The following is a 17,756-nucleotide window of genomic DNA, read 5'->3' as shown; positions in this document are numbered from 1 at the left end:
GCGGGCGGAAGGCGGGGATCGCTGCGTGCAGCCTTCACTCAGGAGCGACGTGCGGGCCGCCGTCCCGGACGCCGCGGCCGGCTTCGGCGTCACGGCCGCCGTGTTCGCCGTCCTGTGGTTCAGGATGCGGTCCGGCACCTCCGCCACCACCGCCGTCATGCCGTTCATGGCCGACCCCGGCACCTTCTGGATGTACCTGCTCAGCCAGGCGTTCGGCTGGTCCGCGCTCCTGTGGTCCTGGGGCACGGTCATGCTCGGGCTGCTGCTGTCCGGGCCCGGACCGGGCCGGCTGCCGGTGTCCCGCCGGACGCTGGAGCGGTGGCACCGGACGACCAGCCTCACCACCATGGCGCTGATGGCGGCGCACGCGCTGCTCTTCGCCGCGGAACTCGTCCGCTACGAGACCCGGCTCGGTTGGGCGGCCCGCCTCTGGTCGGCCTTCGCCGACACCTTCGTCCCCGGCTGGTACGACTCGGGGACCGGCCGCACCGCCATCCCGATCGGGCAGGGCGCGCTGTACCTCGCCATCCCCCTGGGCTTGCTCTTCTACGTGCGGCACCGCTTCGGCGCGACCGCCTGGCGGCGCCTGCACCGCCTGACGGTCGCCGTGTACGCGCTGGGCGTCTGGCACACCCTGCTGTACGGGACCAGCGTCTGGTACGGGGAGTGGCCGCGGACGGTGCTCTGGCTGCTGCAACTGCCCGTCGCCGCCCTGCTGCTGGTCCGGCTGCTGCGGCCCGCGCGGCGCGGCGAGCGCCCCGCGCCGCCCGGCCCGGGCGCCCCGGCCGGGCCGCACGGCGCGGCGGGCGGTGCGGGCCGGCGGCCTGGTTGCGGCCGCCGCCGCGGCCGCCGGGATCGCCGCCGCGGCCACCGGCCACGACGGCGGGCGGACCCGGCCGCCCGCGCCGCCGGCCGGGCCGCAGCCCGCGCCGACGGCGCCGCACGTTCACGAACCGGGCTGAGCCGGCAGGAACGTGACCTGCGGCGCCCCCGTCCGCGGATGGACGGCGACCTCGCCCGCCACCCCGTACACCTCGGCCAGCAGCTCCGCGGTGAGCACCTCCGCCGGGGCGCCCGAGGCGGTCACCTCGCCGCCGCACAGGACGTACAGCCGGTCGCAGTAGTAGGCGGCGAGGTTCAGGTCGTGCAGGGCGACGAGCACCGTCGCCGGCAGCCGCCGCAGCAGCCCGAGCACCTCCAACTGGTGCCGGATGTCGAGGTGGTTGGTCGGCTCGTCGAGGACCAGCAGGGACGGCTGCTGGGTCAGCGCCCGGGCGATGAGCACCCGCTGGCGCTCGCCCCCCGACAGCTGCGCGAACGGGCGCTCCGCCAGCCCGGCGGCGTCCACCGCCTCCAGCGACCGGGCGATCAGCCGGGCGTCCTCGGCGGTGTCCCCGTCCAGCAGACGCTTGTGCGGGGTGCGGCCCATGGCGACCACCTCCCGCACCGTCAGGTCGAAGTCGCCGCCCGGCTCCTGGACGACCGCCGCGGTGGTGCGGGCCAGTTCCCGCACCGGCAGCGCCCAGGCGTCGGCGCCGTCCACCAGGACCTGCCCGGACTGCGGGCGCAGCACCCGGTAGACGGCCCGCAGCAGGCTGGACTTGCCGCTGCCGTTCGGCCCGACCAGGCCGACGACCTCGCCGGGCCGGGCGGCGAGGGACACCTCCTGCACCAGCCGGTGGGCGCCGGCGGCGAGGGTGAGCCGCTCCACGGCCAGATCGGCGGCGCTCATGCCGCCCCCCGGTCGCCCCGGCGGCGGGCGTCCCGCCGCATCAGCCACAGGAAGAACGGGCCCCCGCACAGGGCCGTCAGCACGCCGACGGGGATCTCCATCGGAGCGGCGACGGTGCGGGCGGCGATGTCCGCCCAGACCAGGAACACGGCCCCGGCCAGCGCCGCCGTCGGCAGGACCCTGCGGTGGTCGCTGCCGACGAACAGCCGCACGGTGTGCGGCAGGATCAGCCCGACGAACCCGATCGGGCCGGCGGCCGCCACCAGCACCCCGGTGACCAGCGAGAGCAGGATGAACATGCGGGCCCGGAAGCGGGCCACGTCCAGCCCCAGCGTGGTCGCCGACTCCTCGCCGGCCAGCAGCAGGTTCAGCGGCCTGGCCTGGACGAGGAGCACGGTGGTGCCGAGCAGCAGGGCGGCGGCGGGCAGCCACAGGGTGCCCCACTGCACGCCGCCGAGCCCGCCCAGCGTCCACGCGAGGACCGTACGGGCCTGGTTGCCGCGGTCGGCGGTCAGCAGCAGCAGGTCCAGCAGCGCGGTGAGCACCGACGCGAAGGCCACGCCCGAGAGCACCAGCCGCAGCGGCGTGATCCGGCCGCCGGAGCGCGCCGTGGTGTACACGAGCAGCAGCGTCACGAGCGCGCCCGCGAACGCGGCCGCCGACAGCGACACCGCCCCGAACAGCGTGAAGCCGAAGACGATCACGGCGACGGCGCCGAGGGACGCCCCGGAGGACACGCCCAGCAGGTACGGCTCCGCGAGCGGGTTCCGTACGAGGGCCTGCAGCGCGGTGCCCACCACCGCGAGCCCGGCCCCGGTCACGGCGCCGAGGAGGACGCGCGGCGCGCGCACGTCCAGCACGATGTGCTCGCGGGCCCGCGACCACGCCGGCTCGGACCAGTCCGCGCCGAGGGCGTGGCCGACGATGCCCCAGACCTCGCCGGGCGGCACATGCACCGAGCCGATGGCGAGCCCGGCGGTCAGGGACAGCAGCAGCAGGGCGGCCAGGCCCGCGAGGACGAGCGGGAACCGGGCCCGCCCGGCGCGCCCGGCCGGGGCGGGTCCGTCTTCCCCGGCCCGGCCGGGCGGGGACTCCTCCCTCGGCCGGGCCGCGGCGGCGGCCGTCACCGGAAGCGCTCGGGGTGCAGGCCGCGGGCCAGGTCCTCGACCGCGTGCGGCGGGCGCACGCCGACGAGGGTGGCGGTCAGCGGCACCACCACGAAGCGCTTGTTCCGGATCGCGGGCACGTCGGCGAGGGCGGGCTGGGAGAGCAGGAAGTCCTTCTTCTGCTGCACGCTGCCGGCGTCGGCGTAGTCGTAGATGGCGATGACCTCGGGCCTGCGCTCGACGACCTGCTCCCAGGAGACGTCGCCGAAGACCTCGTCGAGGTCGGAGAAGATGTTGCGCCCGCCGGCCAGTCTGATGATCTCGGTGCCGAGGCTCTTGCCTCCGGCGGTGAACGCCGACTTGTCGCCGCTGTCGTACACGAACACGGGCACGGCCGGGGCGCCCTCCACGGCCTTGCCGGTCTTCTCGACGCGCGCCCGCAGGTCCGCGACGAGGGCGTCGGCCCGGTCCCTGACGCCGAAGATGCCGCCGATGGTGCGGATCTCCTCGTAGGCGTCCTCCATGGACACCTGCTTCTTCCCGCAGTACTCGCGGTTGAGGTAGGTGTCGATGCCGGCGTCCGCGAACGCCTTGCGGGAGCGGCCCTCCTTCTCGGCGAAGGCGCTGCCGTAGCCGCCGTACACGAAGTCGGGCTCGGCGTTGACGACGGCCTCGAAGGAGGGCTCCTTCGGCGCCAGCTGCTTGACGGCCTTGAAGTCCTGCTCGTACTGCGGCAGGACCGGGGAGTCGGGGAAGGCGGTGCCCACCATGCGGTCCTTCAGGCCGAGCGCCAGCATCAGCTCGGCCGGGTGCTGGTGGATGGTGACCGCCCGGGCGGGCGGCCTGTCGTAGGTGGTGCGGGTGCCGCAGTTGTCGACGGTGAGCGGGAAGCCCGCCGCCGGCGCGGCCGCGGGCTTGCCGTCCTCCCCGGCCGGATCGGTGCCGCCGCCGCAGCCGGCGGCCAGCACCGAGACCAGGGCGGCGGCCGCCGCCGCGCGCAGGGCGCGGCGGTGCGACGGGCGGGTGGACGGGGGGAACTGCAGGGAGCCGGGCATGCCGACGTACACGTAGAGCCTCCTGGGGAGTCCGCGCTCCTCGGAACGGGCCCGCGACTGGCCAGTTTCCTGACTCCCGGATCGGCGCTCCCCCCGCCTTCCCACGCGTGCGCGCAGTGGCTCATGAGGGGACCGCTCCCCGGTCACAGTGGCGGGACCGTGCCGGAATCGCACCGGCTTCCTGTCTCCCGTCGCGGCGATGACCTGGCGATATTACATTCCGGTCACTTGGGCGTGAAAGGGCGCACGCGCCGGGGCTTGCGCCCTGAGCGTGCGCCCCTCAGCTGACGCCCCTGCCCGCCGGGCCGGTGCCGCGGGCCCGGCCGCCCGGCCACCCGGCCCGGTCAGCGCGGCCGGTACGCCCGTACGATGAGCCGGTCCGCGTCCTCGTCGTACGGGCGGCCGTCGAAGCCCCCGAACACCTCGACCCGTTCGAACCCCGCCGCCACGGCCATCGCACGCAGCTCCACCGCGCTGTACACGAACCACACCAGGCTCGCCCGGGTCACCCGCTCGCCCCGCACCAGCACCCAGTCGCTGCGCAGCCGCGCCCAGTCGTCCAGCACGCTGTCGGTCTGCACGAGCAGGCCGCCGCCCCGCCGGACCACCTTGGGCGGCACCACCCGGCGGGCCAGGATCTCCTTCCCGGCCACGTCCAGCAGCAGGCTGCCGCCCGGCCGCAGGCAGTCGTGCATGGTGCGCATCGCCCGCGCGTTGTCCGCCGGGTCCTCGAAGTAGCCGAAGGACGTGAACATGTTGAGGACCGTGTCGAAGGCGCCCGGGGCCGTGTAGTCCCGCACGTCGGCCCGTACGTACTCCGCCTGCGCGCCCGCTTCGGCGGTGAGCTTCCGGGCCCGTTCCAGCATGGCCGGACTGCGGTCCACGCCGGTGGTGCGGTGGCCGAGGCGGGCCAGCGGGACGGTGAACACCCCCGGCCCGCAGCACAGGTCGAGGACCCGGCCGCCCGGCGGGAAGGAGAGCAGGGGGGAGGTTGCCAGCAGCTCCTCGGCCTGGGAGAAGCGCTCCGGCGGGAACAGGAACTCGTAGAACTCGCTCCAGAAGTCGTCGTCCTGGAATCCACCCGTGTCGGCCATGGCGTGACGGTCTTCCTTCCTCGTGGGCGGGGTTGCCCGCAGGGGTCCGGTCGAGCGGCGGGAAGCGGCGGGGCCGGCCGGTCAGGCACCGCCGCCGCCCGCCGCGGCCTGCTCTCCGTCCGCGAACGGCCGGGTCACGACGCGTACCGTGTTGGCCGCGGCGACCGCGCAGTGCGTCGCGAGCTCCGCCGTCGGGGCCTCGGCGCAGACGATCCCGGCGTAGCCGCGGCTGTCGCCGAGGTGTTCGAGCCGGTCGCCCGGCCGTCTGACCGGGTACCAGGCCGGCGCGCCGGGCAGTCCGGCCAGCCGCTCCAGCCCCTCGGCGCCCGTGAACACCCCGGGCTGCGCCGGGTAGGCGAGGACGAAGGCGAGCGCAGGGCCCGCCGGAGTCCCGGGGCCGGCGTCCATGAGCCGGGGCCGCCGGCCGAGCGCGGCCTCGACCAGGGCCTCGTACACGTTGACGCCGAGGGCCCGGCACAGCGCCTCGCCGACGAGCGCGCCGCCGATCCGCGGGTTGACCTCCACCACCTCGGGCCCCTCGGCCGTCAGCGCGAACTCCACGTGCGCGAACCGGTCGGTGTAGCCGAGGGCCGAGAGCACCCCGCCGAGTACGCGCTCCAACTCCCGGCTCTGCACGGGCGGGAAGGCGACGGGGAAGGCGGTCACCTCCTCCCGGAAGTGCGGCTCGGGGGACATCAGCCGGCTGGAGACGCCCAGCAGCCTGGTGCGGCCCGCCCAGGTGAGGGTCTCCGCGCTGTAGACCGGCCCGGGGAAGAACGGTTCGGCGAACAGCCGGCCGGTCAGCCGGCGGCCCGCCGCCTCGCGGAGCGCCGCGTCCAGCCCCGCCTCGTCGCGGACCAGCCAGACGTTCTGGCTGCCGGTGCCCGCCGTGTCCTTGAGGACGGCGGGCAGGCCGGTCTCCTTCAGCACGGCCGCCCGCAGCCCGTCCGCGTCGGGGGCCTCGGCGGCGGGCGCCCGCGAGAGCCCCGCCCGGTGCAGCAGGGTGCGTACGCGGGCCTTGTCGCGGGTGAGCCGCAGCACCTCGGGCGGCGCGCCGGGCAGGCCGAAGCGGGCCGTCAGCTCGGCGCCGGCCAGGGTCCACGTGTCCGTCGAGCTGATCAGCCCGCGCAGCCCCGGCAGCCGGTGCAGCTCCGCCGCGACGGCGGCGGTGTCGAAGGTGTCGACGGCGACGACGTCCAGCGCACCGGGCTCCAACAGGCCCAGCTCGTGGGCGTAGTAGCCGGCGTCCCGGGTGAGCAGCACGAGCCGCTCGCCGAGCGACTCCGCGGCCCGCACCAGGTGCCCGAGGCCGAAGGTGAGCGATTCCAGGCAGGCCACGGTCATGCGGCACGCCCCGCCCGCGCGCCGGGGCGCCCCTTGCGGTCCCACGCCATCGTCGACCAGGGCATGGCCATCTCCTCGGGGGCTCCGACCTCGAACGGCTTGAGGCAGGCCGGGTCGAGTGCCTCGGCGTGCCGGGAGTGCACGCGGTCCACGTACCGGTGCCCCGTGTCGGCCCCGACCACGAGGTGGAGGTCGTCCGGATGGCGGCGCGCCTCGTGGACGGCGGCCAGGTAGGCGGCGCCGGTGGACAGGCCCGCGAAGACGGCGTGTTCGCGCATCAGCGCCACCGTCCCGGCCATGGCGTGCGTGAAGTCCATCCAGTGCACGGTGTCGTACAGGTGGTGGCGGACGTTGGCGAAGTCGATCGAGGAGCCGATCCCCGCGATGATGGCCTCCGGGTCGTGGTGGTCCTGGCTGCCGAAGGTCACGCTGCCGAACGGCTGGACGCCGACCAGCCGCACGGCCGGGTCGCGCTGCCGCAGGTGCTCCACCAGCCCGCCCGTCGAGGCGCCGGACCCGACCCCGCCGACGACGGTCAGCCGCCCCCGGCCGGCCGGGAGCGCGTCCGCGACGAGGTCGGCGACCTCCCGGTAGCCCAGGTAGTGGACGTCGTCGTGGTACTGCCGCATCCAGTGGACGTCCGGACGCTCGGCGAGGATCTCCCGGACCCGGCGCACGCGCAGCTCCTGGTCGAGCCTGAGGTCCCGCGACGGCGCGACCTGCTCGACCGTGGCCCCCAGGATCTCCAGCTGGGCGCGGGTGGTGGCGTCCACGGTCGTCGAGGCGACGATGTGGCAGCGCATGCCGTGGCGGTGGCACGCCAGGGCCAGGGCGTGGGCGTAGATCCCGCTGGAGCTGTCGACGAGGGTCTGCCCCGGCCGCACCCTGCCCTCCTCCAGCAGGCGCGCGACGGCGGCGAGCGCCGAGTAGACCTTCATGGACTCGAAGCGGACGAGGACGGCGCCCTCCGTCAGGGCGACGAGGGCGGGGGCCTTGAGGGCGTCCGCGATGTGGGGGTGAATCACCCGTATCCTCCTTGGGCGAAGGCGCACTGGTGGCCGAGGGAGCGGAAGAAGGCGGAGAGTTGCTCCCGGGCGGGGAAGCCGATCCGGCCGGTGAACAGGTAGCCGACCAGCGATCCGGTGTGGGCGACGAAGACGCCGTCCGCGCCGAACTCCTCCCGGTGGGCGAGGACGGCGTCGAAGGAACGTTTCGGCAGAGCCTCCTGGGACAGCACGGCACTGCTGGTCGACGCCCGGGCCACGGCGGCAGGGTCCCCGGCGGCGAACCCCTTGAGCAACTCGTCCAGGGACCGCTCGTACTCCTGAGCGCGCCGCCGGTACTGCCGCAGCAGCAGCGCGGTGACCGCCGAGGTGTCCACGGTGCCCGGCTCCACGGCGTAGGCGGTGTGGAAGCCGATGCCGGTGCCCAGCCTGCGCACCAGCCGGTGGCGTCCGCTCAGGTACAGCGCGAACTCGTCGAGGAAGACGCTGTCCGACCGCTCGATCGCCGACAGGACGCCGGCGGCCGCCCGGGGGTCGAAGGGCAGCGAGAACACCCGGCTCAGGCAGCGCAGCACGGCCACGATGTCCGCCGTCGAACTCGCCATCCCCACGCCCGTGGGCAGGTCGGAGTGCACGGTCCAGCGGCCCTCCGGCAGGCGCAGCCCGTACCGCTCGGCGAACAGGAGGGCCGCGCGGGCCGCCTTCGGGCCGAGCTGCGGCGCCCCCGGCGCGGGCTCCGCCCCGGGCGTGAAGTACACGCGGGAGTACCGGTGCACGGGAAACGACACGAGGGCGATGTCCGGGTCGGCGGAGGGGCGCAGCGGCCCCTGCCAGAGCTCGCCGAGCGTTCCGTGGCACACGCCGGCGAAGGTCCCGTCGGCCCTGGTCAAGAACGGCCCCCTCCTCGTCGCCCGGCCCCGGGGAGGCGGGCGCGAAGAGGAGGGCCGTGCCGCGCCGCGTGCGCGCCTGCCCGTCCGTCCCGCCGACCCGGCCCTCGAGGTCACCGTGAACAGCGCGTGCGTGCCGCACGCGCGCAGTGGCAGGTCTTCGGACTCGTGGGCGCGGGCCCGCAGGCCCTCTCCTACCGGCCGCCGCTTCCCGGGCCCCGTACGGAGACCAGTGCCGATGACGGCTTTCGTTCCCACACACCGCTGCGGGTCAGTCCCGGAATCGCACCGGGTTCCCTCTTGCGACGCGCCACCGCAGCGGTGACGCGAACCAACTGCCCGGCCAGCGTAGGCAGCCGTGCGCGGGCCGCGACAGGGCGCCTGCGGCCGGCTGGCGTGAAGTACGCCGTTCCCGCGGGGGCGCCCAGTCGGCGGGACCGCGGGGCCGGCGCCGCAGCGGGTGCCCGCCCGCCGCGCCCGACCAGCACCGCCCGGCCCGCCGGCGCGCCTCTCCGAGGCACTGCCGCAGGGGGCGCCGCGAGGTGCGGAAGCCGCCCCGCCGGGGGAAGTTGTCCGGAACGTCCCCCGGCGCGAGCCAGCCGTTCCGCGAAGGCGCCCACGGGCCGCCGCCGGGCGCCCTCGGGGCGCAGCCGGCCCGCCGTCCTTACCAGCGGCACCCCGAGCGCGGCAATCCGCTGCACGAACTCCTCGTCCGCCGGCGTGCACACCCGCGCCTCGGCCTCCGGCCCCTCGGACGGCGCGCGCTCCGCGCGAAAAGACGCCCGGAGCGTGTGACCTGTCGGTGTGGCAGCCGCGCTGCGGGCGCCGTGCGCGGTAGGTCTGGGTGTCGCCGCCCGGAGCCGGGCGGCCGCCCGCAGTTCGCAGCAGGAGGCAAGATGGCCAAGGGCACGGTCAAGTGGTTCAGCGCGGAGAAGGGGTTCGGGTTCATCGCCCAGGACGGCGGAGGACCGGACGTCTTCGCCCACTACTCGGGGATCACCGGAAACGGCTACCGCGAGCTCCTCGAGGGTGAGCAGGTCAGCTTCGACATCACCCAGTCGGACCGGGGCCTGCAAGCGGAGAACATCATCCGCCACTGACGGCCCGCCGGCACCGGCCGGCAGACCTTCCTGGTCACAGCACTAGGCGGGTCGTTCCGTGGGTAGGGGCCTGCCGTGGACAGCGAGCACCGTGCCCTGCAAGCGGCCCGCCTCATCGAGGAGATCCTCCAGGCGGCGCACCGCGGCGACGACCGCCGCATCGACACCCTCCTCGCCCGCCTGGCCCAGGTCGGCAAGATCCGGGACCTCTTCGCCCTGCGCGAGCGGCTCTACGGGCTGAGGCCCGCCCTGCCGCCCGCCCGGCCCCCGGCGGCCCGCGGCGCGCTCCCCGCGCGCTGATCCGCCGGGGAACCGCCGGACCGCGGCCGCCCCCCGACGCCGGTGGGGCGGGTTCCGCATGGGTGTGCGGCGACGGGGCAGGCGGCGGAGGAGTCCGGACACCCGGTCCGGACCGCCGTCCGGAAGGGCAGACCCCATGGGACACGGTGGAGACGTGGTGCGGGAGCTGACCGCCGACCACGACGAGGTGAAGGAGTTCTTCCGCCGGCTGGAGACCGCCGCGGAGGGCGGTGAGCGGCGGCGGATCGCCGACCAGCTGACCATCGAACTCGTCCGGCACTCGGTCGCGGAGGAGCAGTACCTCTATCCGGCCGTGCGCGAGCACCTCGACGGCGGCGACGCCATCGCCGACAAGGAGATCGCCGACCACTCCCGCGTCGAGGAGATGCTGAAGGAGCTGGAGGAAGCGGACCCGGACGGGGCGCGCTTCGCCGACTGCGTGGACGCCCTGCGGACCGAGGTCCTCGCGCACATCCGGGACGAGGAGGAGAACCTCTTCCCGACGCTGCGGCACAACTGCTCCCAGGAGGCGCTCGACGAGCTCGGCGACCGCATCCGCCGGGCGAAGAAGACCGCCCCGACCCGCCCGCACCCCGGGAGCCCCTCCACACCCCCCGCGAACAAGCTCCTCGCGCCGGGCATGGGCATGGTGGACCGCGTCCGGGACTTCGTCACCGGCAGGGGCAGGTCGGACTGACCCGCAGCGCCGCGAGGACTCCCTCCGGCCGGGCCGCGGATTCCGCGCAGCCGCCGGACGCATCGCCGCCCGCCCCCAGCCGCCGCTTGCGGCCGGGGCGGGCGGCGGCTGGGCCGCCGGCCCTCAGCCGGCGCCGGAGCGCCGCCACACGCGGTGCCCGGGCAGCATCCGGGCCAGCCGGTCGAACGCCTCCGTGCCGTCCGACCCGAGGGCGATCCCCTCCGCGCCGGCCGGTACGCCCGCGGCCTCCAGCAGCCGGACCGCGCCGTCCCAGCCGCCCAGGGCCTTGCCGTGCCGGTACGCCTCGCCCAGCAGCAGCACCATCCGCGGGTCGGCGCCGTCGGCCTGCGGCAGCGCCGCCCTCGCGTCGCCGCCCCCGGCCGCGTCCGCCGCCGGGGCCGGGACCCCGGCGAAGAGCAGGGCGTCGTACTCCACCGAGCGGGCCGTGGCGAAGGTGCGCTGGACGGCCAGCGCGTCCCCGTCGGAGCCGACCGTCCCGCCTGACGGCCCGATGACCAGCGGCAGCATGCCCGCCGCGACGGCGGCGTCGCGGACGGCCCGCACCTGGGAGAGGTCCCCCGTCCCGTCCGTGACGATCCCGACGGTACGGCCGTCGACCGGCCACGCGCCGCCCACCTGGGACAGCGCCGGGCTGGGCTCCGGGTCGGCGAGCGGGACCGCGGCCTCCGGCGCGGGCAGGCCCAGGCCCTCGGCGACCCTCGCGCACAGCACCGGGTCGATGTTGGCCAGCACGCCCAGCTGCCGCTCCTTGGCGGTCTGCTCGTAGCACTTGCCCAGCTCGAAGGTGTACGCGGCGACGATGTGCTCGCGCTCCGGCTCCGACATGCTCAGCCAGAACTGCCGCGGCTGCGTGAAGTGGTCCGCGTACGACAGCGGCGCCTCGCGGACCTTGCTCGCGGCCGGCACGGCGACGGGCGTCTCCACGTACGCCCCCGTCTGCGCGCCCGCGAGGAACGGGCAGCCGCCGTGGTACGGGGCCACCCCGGTGTGCACGGCGGTCTGGTGCATGCCGTCGCGCAGCATGTCGTTGACGGCCGTGTGCGGCCGGTTGATCGGGAGCTGCGCGAAGTTCGGGCCGCCCAGCCGGGTGATCTGCGTGTCGAGGTAGGAGAAGAGCCGCCCGGCGAGCAGCGGGTCGTCCGTGACGTCGATGCCGGGCACGAGGTGGCCGACGTGGAAGGCGACCTGCTCGGTCTCGGCGAAGAAGTTCTTCGTGTTGGCCGTCAGCGTCAGCAGCCCGATCGGCTGCACCGGCGACAGCTCCTCCGGGACGAGCTTGGTGGAGTCCAGCAGGTCGATCCCCTCGAACGCCTGCTCCGGCGTGTCGGGGAAGACCTGCACGCCCAGCTCCCACTGGGGGAACGCGCCCGCCTCGATCGCGTCGAAGAGGTCCCGGCGGTGGAAGTCCGGGTCGACGCCGCCGAGCAGCTGCGCCTCCTCCCACACCAGGGAGTGCACGCCCAGCTTCGGCTTCCAGTGGAACTTCACCAGCGCCGTCCCGCCCGAGGCGCTGACCATCCGGAAGGTGTGGACGCCGAAGCCCTCCATCATCCGGTACGAGCGGGGGATGCCGCGGTCCGACATGTTCCACAGCGTGTGGTGGGCGGCCTCGGTGTGCAGGGAGACGAAGTCCCAGAACGTGTCGTGGGCGCTCTGCGCCTGCGGGATCTCCCGGTCCGGGTGCGGCTTGCCGGCGTGGATGACGTCGGGGAACTTGACCGCGTCCTGGATGAAGAACACCGGGATGTTGTTCCCGACGAGGTCGAAGGTTCCCTCGTCGGTGGAGAACTTCGTCGCGAAGCCCCGGGTGTCGCGGACGGTGTCCGCCGACCCGCGGGACCCCAGCACGGTCGAGAAGCGCACGAAGACGGGCGTCTCGACGTCCTTGGCGAGGAAGCCGGCCTTGCAGATCTCCGTGGCCGTGCCGTAGCCGAGGAAGACGCCGTGGGCGCCCGCGCCGCGGGCGTGCACCACCCGCTCGGGGATCCGCTCGTGGTCGAAGTGCATCACCTTCTCGCGCAGGTGGTGGTCCTGCAGCAGGACCGGGCCGCGCGGCCCGGCCTTCAGCGAGTGGTCCGTGTCGTACAGCCGGGTCCCCTGCGCGGTCGTCAGCCAGGGCCCGCCCTGGGCCCGCCGGTCCTGGCCGGAGCCGGTGGGCTGCCCGGTCGGGCCGACCGTCTCGGGCCCCTCCTGGTCGGGCTTCGGCGGCAGCGGGCCGCCGGGCTCGGACGGCTCGGGCACCTGCGGCGCGACCGGCCCCGGCCTGCCGGGCACGGGGCCGCCGGCGGCGTGCGCGGGATTCTGCTCTGCCATGGAGTGCTCCAGACGTAGCGGTGCATTCGGGCGGCCGCCGGGAAGTACCCCGGCGGCCCGGGTCCCCGGGCGCCTGCCCCGGCAGACCGCCCCGATGCGTCCCGCAGCCGCCCGACCGGCCGCCCGGCCGGCGCGCCGGCCCGTACGGCTGCCCGGGGCCCCACGCCCGCCGCCTGCCGCGCCGGGCGTAGCCCGCCTGGCCCAGCGCAGTGCCCCCGTCCGCCGCAGCGACCGCCCCGACACGGCCGGACCGGCCCGCGCCTGCGGGCGTGCACGAGGTGCGGGTGGTTGACTGGCCCGGGCCCGGCACCGCCCGTTCGGGACGCGGCCGCGCCGGGCGTGCATCCGTACGGCCCGTTCCACCGGAAGAGTCGGTGTGCAGGTGGTCGCAACGTCCGGAAGGGGGCCCATGGCGGGCATGCAGGCGCAGGCGGGCGGCAGACGCACCGCGGACGGGGGCGCGGCCGGCGCCCCGGTGACGGAGGCCGACGCGGCCGCGGCCGGAGCCGTGGAGGACGCCCTCCGCGCCCACGTAGCCGAACGGCTCGCCGAAGCGCACGCGACGGACCCGGCGTTCGCCGAGGACGTCGCCGGGCGCGTACGGGACCTCGTGCTGCGCGGCGGCAAGCGGCTGCGGGCCCGCCTGCTGTGGTGGGGATGGCGCGCCTGCGGCGGACCCGCCGACGGCCCCCTCGCCGACCGGGCCCGCGACCTGGCCGCCGCCCTCGAACTGCTCCAGGTGTGCGCCGTCGTCCACGACGACGTCATGGACCACTCGCCCGTCCGCCGCGGCGGCCCCTCCGCCCACGCCGACTTCGCCCTGCACCACACCCGCTCCGGCCTGCGCGGCTCCGCCGACGCCTACGGCACCGCCGCCGCCATCCTCGTCGGCGACCTCGCCCTCGCCTGGGCCGACGACCTCGCCGCCGCCACCGCGCTGGCCGTCCCCGACGGCCCCCGGATCCACCGCGAATGGCGGGCCCTGCGCGCCGAGATGGCCGCCGGCCAGTACCTCGACCTGCGGGCGGCCGCCACCGGCGCCACAGGGCTCGGCGAGGCCGTCCGGATCGCCCGCCTCAAGAGTGCCCTCTACACCGTGGAGCGACCGCTCGCGCTCGGGGCGGCGCTGGCCGGCGCCCCCGAGCGGACCACCTCCGTCCTGCGCTCCGCGGGCCGCTGCGCCGGGCTCGCCTTCCAACTGCGCGACGACCTCCTCGGCGTGTTCGGGGACCCCCGCGACACCGGCAAGCCCGCCGAGGACCTCCACGCCGGCAAACTCACCTACCTGCGGGCCCTCGCCGTCCGGCTGGCCGCCCGCTCCGGCGACACCGCCGCCCTGCACGCGCTCACCGCTCCGGCACCGGCCCCCGGACCGCACGCCGGCACGGCCGGTGCCCGCGCCGCGGACGCCCGCGAGGCCCTCGAACGCACCGGCGCCCGCGAGGTCGTCGAGGCCAGGATCGCCCGCCTCGTCCGCACCGGCGAGCGCCGCCTCGCCGAACTCCCCTCCGAACCGGACGCCGTCGCCGCGCTCGCCGGACTGCTCGCCCAGGCCGCCGGAGTCGACACGGCGGCCACCACCGCGGGAGGCCGCCGATGAGGACCGTCCCCGGCCGTACGGACCACGTCGTCGTGGTCGGAGCCGGCCTGTCCGGCCTGTCCGCCGCACTCCACCTGCTCGGCGGCGGCCGCCGCGTCACCGTCGTCGAACGCGAGGACGGACCCGGCGGCCGTGCAGGCCGCACCCGCCTCGGCGGCTACCTCCTCGACACCGGCCCCACCGTCCTGACCATGCCGCACCTCGCCGACGAGGCGTTCGCCGCCGTCGGCGACTCCCTCGCCGCGCGCGTCGGGCTGACCCCGCTCCACCCCGCCTACCGCGCCCGGTTCGCCGACGGCACCGCCCTCGACGTCCACACCGACGCCGACGCGATGGAGGAGGAGGTCCGCGCCTTCGCCGGACCGCGCGAGGCCGCCGGCTACCGCAGCCTGCGCGCCTGGCTGACCTCCCTGTACCGCGCCCAGATGCGCCGCTTCATCGACACCAACTTCGACTCCCCGCTCCAACTCCTCCACCCCGACCTGGCCCGGCTCGCGGCCCTGCGCGGCTTCGGACGGCTCGACGCGCAGATCGGCCGCCACCTGTCCGACCCCCGGCTGCGCCGCGTGTTCTCCTTCCAGTCGCTGTACGCGGGCGTGCCGCCCGCCCGCGCCCTCGCCGCGTACGCCGTCATCGCCTACATGGACACCGTGGCCGGCGTGTACTTCCCCAAGGGCGGCATGCACGCACTGCCGGCCGCCATGGCCGACGCCGCCCGCGCCGCCGGCGCCGACTTCCGCTACGGCACCGGCGCGGAGGGCCTGCGCACCTCCGCCGGCCGGGTCACCGCGGTACGGCTCGCGGACGGCGGGGAGATCCCCTGCGACGCCGTCGTCCTCACCCCCGACCTGCCCGTCGCCTACCGGCTGCTGGGCCGCCGGCCGCGCCGCCCGCTCCGCCTGCGGCACGCCCCGTCCGCGGTGGTCCTCCACGCGGGCACCCGCCGCACCTGGCCCGGCCTCGGCCACCACACCATCTCCTTCGGCGCCGCCTGGAAGCGCACCTTCGAGGAAATCACCCGGACCGGCCGCCTCATGAGCGACCCGTCCCTCCTCATCACCCGCCCCACCGCCCACGACCCCGCGCTCGCCCCGCCGGGCCGCCACCTGCACTACGTGCTCGCGCCCTGCCCGAACACCGCGACCGGCCCCTCTGCCGCCGCATGGCGGGACCTCGGGCCCCGCTACCGCGACAGCCTCGTGCGGGAGCTGGAACGCCGCGGCCTGGACGGCTTCGACGCCGTGACCGAGGAGGAACTGCTGGTCACCCCGGCCGACTGGACCGCTCTCGGGCACGCCGCCGGCACGCCGTTCTCCGCCGCCCACACCTTCGCCCAGACCGGCCCGTTCCGCCCCGCCAACCTCGTCAGCGGCATCGAGAACGCCGTCCTCGCCGGATGCGGAACCACCCCCGGAGTCGGCGTCCCCACCGTGCTGATCAGCGGCAAGCTCGCCGCCCGGCGCATCCTCGGACCCGGGCGGGGGCGCCGCCCGTGACCCGGCGCGAACTCGACGCCGCCGGCATCGCCGACCCGCAGCTGCGCGCCGCCTACCGGCACTGCCGCAGGCTCAACGCCCGGCACGGGCGGACCTACTTCCTCGCGACCCGGCTCCTGCCCGTGCCCCGCCGCCCCGCCGTGCACGCCCTCTACGGCTTCGCACGCTGGGCCGACGACATCGTCGACGACCTGGCCTGCGGGACCCCGCCGCACGTCCGCGACGCCCGGCTCGCCCGGCTCGCGGACGCCCTCGACGACGGCCTGCGCACCGGCCGCAGCAGCGAGCCCGTCGTCCACGCGCTCGCCCACACCGCCGACCGGTACACGATCCCCGCCGGGCACTTCACCGACTTCATGGCCGCCATGCGCGACGACCTCACCGTCACCGACTACCCCACCTATGCCGACCTGCGCCGCTACATGCACGGCTCGGCCGCCGTCATCGGACTCCAGATGCTGCCCGTGCTCGGCACCGTCGCCCCGCGCGAGGAGGCCGCGCCGCACGCCGCCGCGCTGGGCGTCGCCTTCCAACTCACCAACTTCATCCGCGACGTCGGCGAGGACCTCGACCGCGGCCGGGTCTACCTGCCGGCCGACCTCCTCGCCGCACACGGCGCGGACCGCGCCCTCCTGGAGTGGAGCCGGGCCACCGGCCGGCCCGACCCGCGGATCCGCGCCGCCCTGGAAGCCGCCGCGGCCCTCACGCGCGGCGTCTACCGGGAGGCGGAACCGGGCATCGCCATGCTCGACCCGCGCTCCCGCCCCTGCATCAGGACCGCGTACCGGCTGTACGGCGCCATCCTCGACGCCGTCGCGGCCGACGGGTACGCCGTCGTCCACCGCAGGGCGGTCGTGCCGCGGCGGCAGCGGGCCCGCGAGGCGGCGGCCGGACTCGCCGGGGTCGTCGCGGCACGGCTGCGCGCCCGCCGGGCGCCCGCGCCGCGGGAGGCAGCCGCCGTGCGGGGAGAGGGAGGGACGGCATGACGGATGCAGGAGGGGCACGGCGCAGGGGGCGCGGACTGCCGCTGCGGGCGGGCCGGCGCGTGCGCTGGGAACGGCAGGCGCCCACCTGGCGCGAGGCCAGGCCGGCCCTCATCGCCGACGCCCTCAAACGCGCGGCGGCGATGCCGTCGGGCAACTGGTACGTGCTCGGCGCCTCACGGGCCGTCGGCGCCGGCGGCCGGCCGTTCGGCCGGACCATCGCGGGAACCGAGGTCGTCGCCTGGCGCGACGCCTCGGGCGCGCTGCGGGCCGGACCGGGCGCCTGCCCGCACCTGGGGGCCCCGCTGCGCGACAGCCGCGTCGTGTGCGGCGTGCTCGTCTGCCACTGGCACGGACTCGCCCTGCGCGGCGGCGAACCGTTCGCAGGCTGGGAGCCGCTGCCGGTGCACGACGACGGCGTCCTCGCCTGGGTCCGCCTCGACGCGGTGGGCGGCGAACCGCCGCTGGACCGGCCGGTCCTCCCGCCGCGGCCGGAACACGGCGCGGTCGACGCCGTGTTCGAGACGGTGGGCCGGTGCGAGCCCGAGGACGTCGTGGCGAACCGGCTCGACCCCTGGCACGGATCCTGGTTCCACCCGTACTCCTTCACCGACCTCACCGTCGTCGGGATCCCGGACGGGCGCGCGGACAGGGACGCCTTCACCGTGGACGTCTCCTTCAAGGTCGCCGGCCGGCTCGTCGTCCCCGTCCGGGCCGAGTTCACCGCGCCGGAGCCGCGGACCGTCGTCATGCACATCACCGAGGGCGAGGGCGTCTCGTCGGTGGTCGAGACGCACGCGACGCCACTGGGGGCCGGCGCGGACGGCCGGCCCCGCACGGCGGTGACCGAAGCCGTGGTGGCCGCCTCGGACCGCCGCGGCTTCGCCGCCGCCAGAGCCCTCGCCCCGGCCCTGCGCCCGCTGATCCGCTGGACCGCGGGCCGCCTCTGGCGCGACGACCTCGCCTATGCCGAACGCCGCTACCGCCTCCGCTCCACGGGCCGCTTCCCCGGCTGACCCGCGGC

At 76.1% G+C, this 17,756-nt stretch carries 15 protein-coding genes, 1 pseudogene and 2 riboswitches; of the genes and pseudogenes, 8 read left to right on the top strand and 8 right to left on the bottom strand.

Annotation, left to right across the window (positions count from 1 at the left end):
- The first annotated feature begins 124 nt into the window (after positions 1 to 124).
- A pseudogene (locus tag MUK52_RS01000) lies at positions 125 to 962 on the top strand (ferric reductase-like transmembrane domain-containing protein).
- On the opposite strand, the gene MUK52_RS00995 reads toward MUK52_RS01000, so the two are convergent.
- The 7 genes from MUK52_RS00995 to MUK52_RS00965 all read right to left on the bottom strand — a co-directional run bounded on the left by MUK52_RS00995 (position 947) and on the right by MUK52_RS00965 (position 8,225).
- On the bottom strand, positions 947 to 1,732 hold the full coding sequence (locus MUK52_RS00995; protein WP_284574158.1) for an ABC transporter ATP-binding protein: 786 nt from the start codon (positions 1,730 to 1,732) through the stop codon (positions 947 to 949). The pseudogene MUK52_RS01000 and the gene MUK52_RS00995 sit on opposite strands and share 16 nt — an antisense overlap.
- Entirely contained in the window at positions 1,729 to 2,859 is a 1,131-nt protein-coding gene (locus tag MUK52_RS00990; protein WP_284574157.1) for a FecCD family ABC transporter permease, read from the bottom strand. Before MUK52_RS00990 ends, MUK52_RS00995 begins: the two co-directional genes overlap by 4 nt.
- Positions 2,856 to 3,893, bottom strand: a complete 1,038-nt coding sequence (locus tag MUK52_RS00985; protein WP_114058674.1) for an ABC transporter substrate-binding protein — start codon at positions 3,891 to 3,893, stop codon at positions 2,856 to 2,858. The genes MUK52_RS00990 and MUK52_RS00985 overlap by 4 nt, the downstream gene beginning before the upstream one ends.
- Before the next feature lie 42 nt (positions 3,894 to 3,935).
- Positions 3,936 to 4,116, bottom strand: a riboswitch (cobalamin riboswitch).
- Between the two features lie 121 nt (positions 4,117 to 4,237).
- A complete protein-coding gene (locus MUK52_RS00980; protein ID WP_114055723.1) occupies positions 4,238 to 4,987 on the bottom strand; it encodes a class I SAM-dependent methyltransferase in 750 nt (249 codons plus the stop codon).
- Positions 4,988 to 5,068: 81 nt separating this feature from the next.
- Complete coding sequence (locus tag MUK52_RS00975; RefSeq protein ID WP_284574156.1) at positions 5,069 to 6,331, bottom strand: ATP-grasp domain-containing protein; 1,263 nt, start codon at positions 6,329 to 6,331, stop codon at positions 5,069 to 5,071.
- Positions 6,328 to 7,356 carry a cysteine synthase family protein gene (locus tag MUK52_RS00970; protein WP_284574155.1) on the bottom strand — a complete coding sequence of 343 codons (1,029 nt, stop codon included), beginning with the start codon at positions 7,354 to 7,356 and terminating at the stop codon, positions 6,328 to 6,330. The genes MUK52_RS00975 and MUK52_RS00970 overlap by 4 nt, the downstream gene beginning before the upstream one ends.
- Positions 7,353 to 8,225 (bottom strand): GHMP family kinase ATP-binding protein, encoded by an 873-nt coding sequence (locus MUK52_RS00965; RefSeq protein ID WP_284574154.1) that lies wholly within the window; start codon positions 8,223 to 8,225, stop codon positions 7,353 to 7,355. Before MUK52_RS00965 ends, MUK52_RS00970 begins: the two co-directional genes overlap by 4 nt.
- 131 nt (positions 8,226 to 8,356) lie before the next feature.
- Positions 8,357 to 8,574, bottom strand: a riboswitch (cobalamin riboswitch).
- 544 nt (positions 8,575 to 9,118) lie between these two features.
- Here MUK52_RS00965 and MUK52_RS00960 point away from each other — a divergent pair.
- The 3 genes from MUK52_RS00960 (at position 9,119) to MUK52_RS00950 (ending at position 10,319) form a co-directional block, all read left to right on the top strand.
- On the top strand, positions 9,119 to 9,322 hold the full coding sequence (locus MUK52_RS00960; protein WP_114055726.1) for a cold-shock protein: 204 nt from the start codon (positions 9,119 to 9,121) through the stop codon (positions 9,320 to 9,322).
- Positions 9,323 to 9,397: 75 nt separating this feature from the next.
- A complete protein-coding gene (locus MUK52_RS00955) occupies positions 9,398 to 9,622 on the top strand; it encodes a hypothetical protein (protein ID WP_114055727.1) in 225 nt (74 codons plus the stop codon).
- Between the two features lie 136 nt (positions 9,623 to 9,758).
- The gene (locus MUK52_RS00950) at positions 9,759 to 10,319 is read left to right on the top strand and encodes a hemerythrin domain-containing protein (protein WP_114055728.1); all 561 of its coding nucleotides are present in this window, start codon (positions 9,759 to 9,761) and stop codon (positions 10,317 to 10,319) included.
- A 123-nt stretch (positions 10,320 to 10,442) separates the two neighbouring features.
- Here MUK52_RS00950 and MUK52_RS00945 read toward each other — a convergent pair whose 3' ends face one another.
- Positions 10,443 to 12,653, bottom strand: coding sequence for a catalase (locus tag MUK52_RS00945; RefSeq protein WP_284574153.1), 2,211 nt, complete (start codon positions 12,651 to 12,653; stop codon positions 10,443 to 10,445).
- A gap of 409 nt (positions 12,654 to 13,062) precedes the next feature.
- On the opposite strand from MUK52_RS00945, the gene MUK52_RS00940 reads away from it, so the two are divergent.
- From MUK52_RS00940 to MUK52_RS00925, 4 genes are read left to right on the top strand one after another with little or no spacing between them, the layout of a single operon-like run.
- The gene (locus MUK52_RS00940) at positions 13,063 to 14,253 is read left to right on the top strand and encodes a polyprenyl synthetase family protein (RefSeq protein ID WP_114055730.1); all 1,191 of its coding nucleotides are present in this window, start codon (positions 13,063 to 13,065) and stop codon (positions 14,251 to 14,253) included.
- On the top strand, positions 14,250 to 15,749 hold the full coding sequence (gene crtI / locus MUK52_RS00935; RefSeq protein WP_284574152.1) for a phytoene desaturase family protein: 1,500 nt from the start codon (positions 14,250 to 14,252) through the stop codon (positions 15,747 to 15,749). Before MUK52_RS00940 ends, crtI begins: the two co-directional genes overlap by 4 nt.
- Positions 15,746 to 16,735 (top strand): phytoene/squalene synthase family protein, encoded by a 990-nt coding sequence (locus MUK52_RS00930; protein ID WP_284574151.1) that lies wholly within the window; start codon positions 15,746 to 15,748, stop codon positions 16,733 to 16,735. Before crtI ends, MUK52_RS00930 begins: the two co-directional genes overlap by 4 nt.
- Positions 16,732 to 17,748, top strand: coding sequence for a DUF5914 domain-containing protein (locus tag MUK52_RS00925; protein WP_114055733.1), 1,017 nt, complete (start codon positions 16,732 to 16,734; stop codon positions 17,746 to 17,748). Before MUK52_RS00930 ends, MUK52_RS00925 begins: the two co-directional genes overlap by 4 nt.
- Positions 17,749 to 17,756: the final 8 nt, after the last annotated feature.

The organism is Streptomyces sp. 2P-4 (assembly GCF_030167965.1).
GTDB lineage: Bacteria > Actinomycetota > Actinomycetes > Streptomycetales > Streptomycetaceae > Streptomyces > Streptomyces globosus_A.
The sequence above is the reverse complement of the archived record's forward strand: the minus strand, read 5'-3'. Positions and strand labels throughout refer to the sequence as shown.

Excerpts from the sequence above, each read along its gene's own strand:
- MUK52_RS00995 (WP_284574158.1), bottom strand. The coding sequence starts at position 1,732 with ATGAGCGCCGCCGATCTGGCCGTGGAGCGGCTCACCCTCGCCGCCGGC.
- MUK52_RS00985 (WP_114058674.1), bottom strand. The coding sequence starts at position 3,893 with ATGCCCGGCTCCCTGCAGTTCCCCCCGTCCACCCGCCCGTCGCACCGC.
- MUK52_RS00980 (WP_114055723.1), bottom strand. The coding sequence starts at position 4,987 with ATGGCCGACACGGGTGGATTCCAGGACGACGACTTCTGGAGCGAGTTC.
- MUK52_RS00975 (WP_284574156.1), bottom strand. The coding sequence starts at position 6,331 with ATGACCGTGGCCTGCCTGGAATCGCTCACCTTCGGCCTCGGGCACCTG.
- MUK52_RS00960 (WP_114055726.1), top strand. The coding sequence starts at position 9,119 with ATGGCCAAGGGCACGGTCAAGTGGTTCAGCGCGGAGAAGGGGTTCGGG.
- MUK52_RS00950 (WP_114055728.1), top strand. The coding sequence starts at position 9,759 with ATGGGACACGGTGGAGACGTGGTGCGGGAGCTGACCGCCGACCACGAC.
- MUK52_RS00945 (WP_284574153.1), bottom strand. The coding sequence starts at position 12,653 with ATGGCAGAGCAGAATCCCGCGCACGCCGCCGGCGGCCCCGTGCCCGGC.
- MUK52_RS00940 (WP_114055730.1), top strand. The coding sequence starts at position 13,063 with ATGGCGGGCATGCAGGCGCAGGCGGGCGGCAGACGCACCGCGGACGGG.
- crtI (WP_284574152.1), top strand. The coding sequence starts at position 14,250 with ATGAGGACCGTCCCCGGCCGTACGGACCACGTCGTCGTGGTCGGAGCC.
- MUK52_RS00925 (WP_114055733.1), top strand. The coding sequence starts at position 16,732 with ATGACGGATGCAGGAGGGGCACGGCGCAGGGGGCGCGGACTGCCGCTG.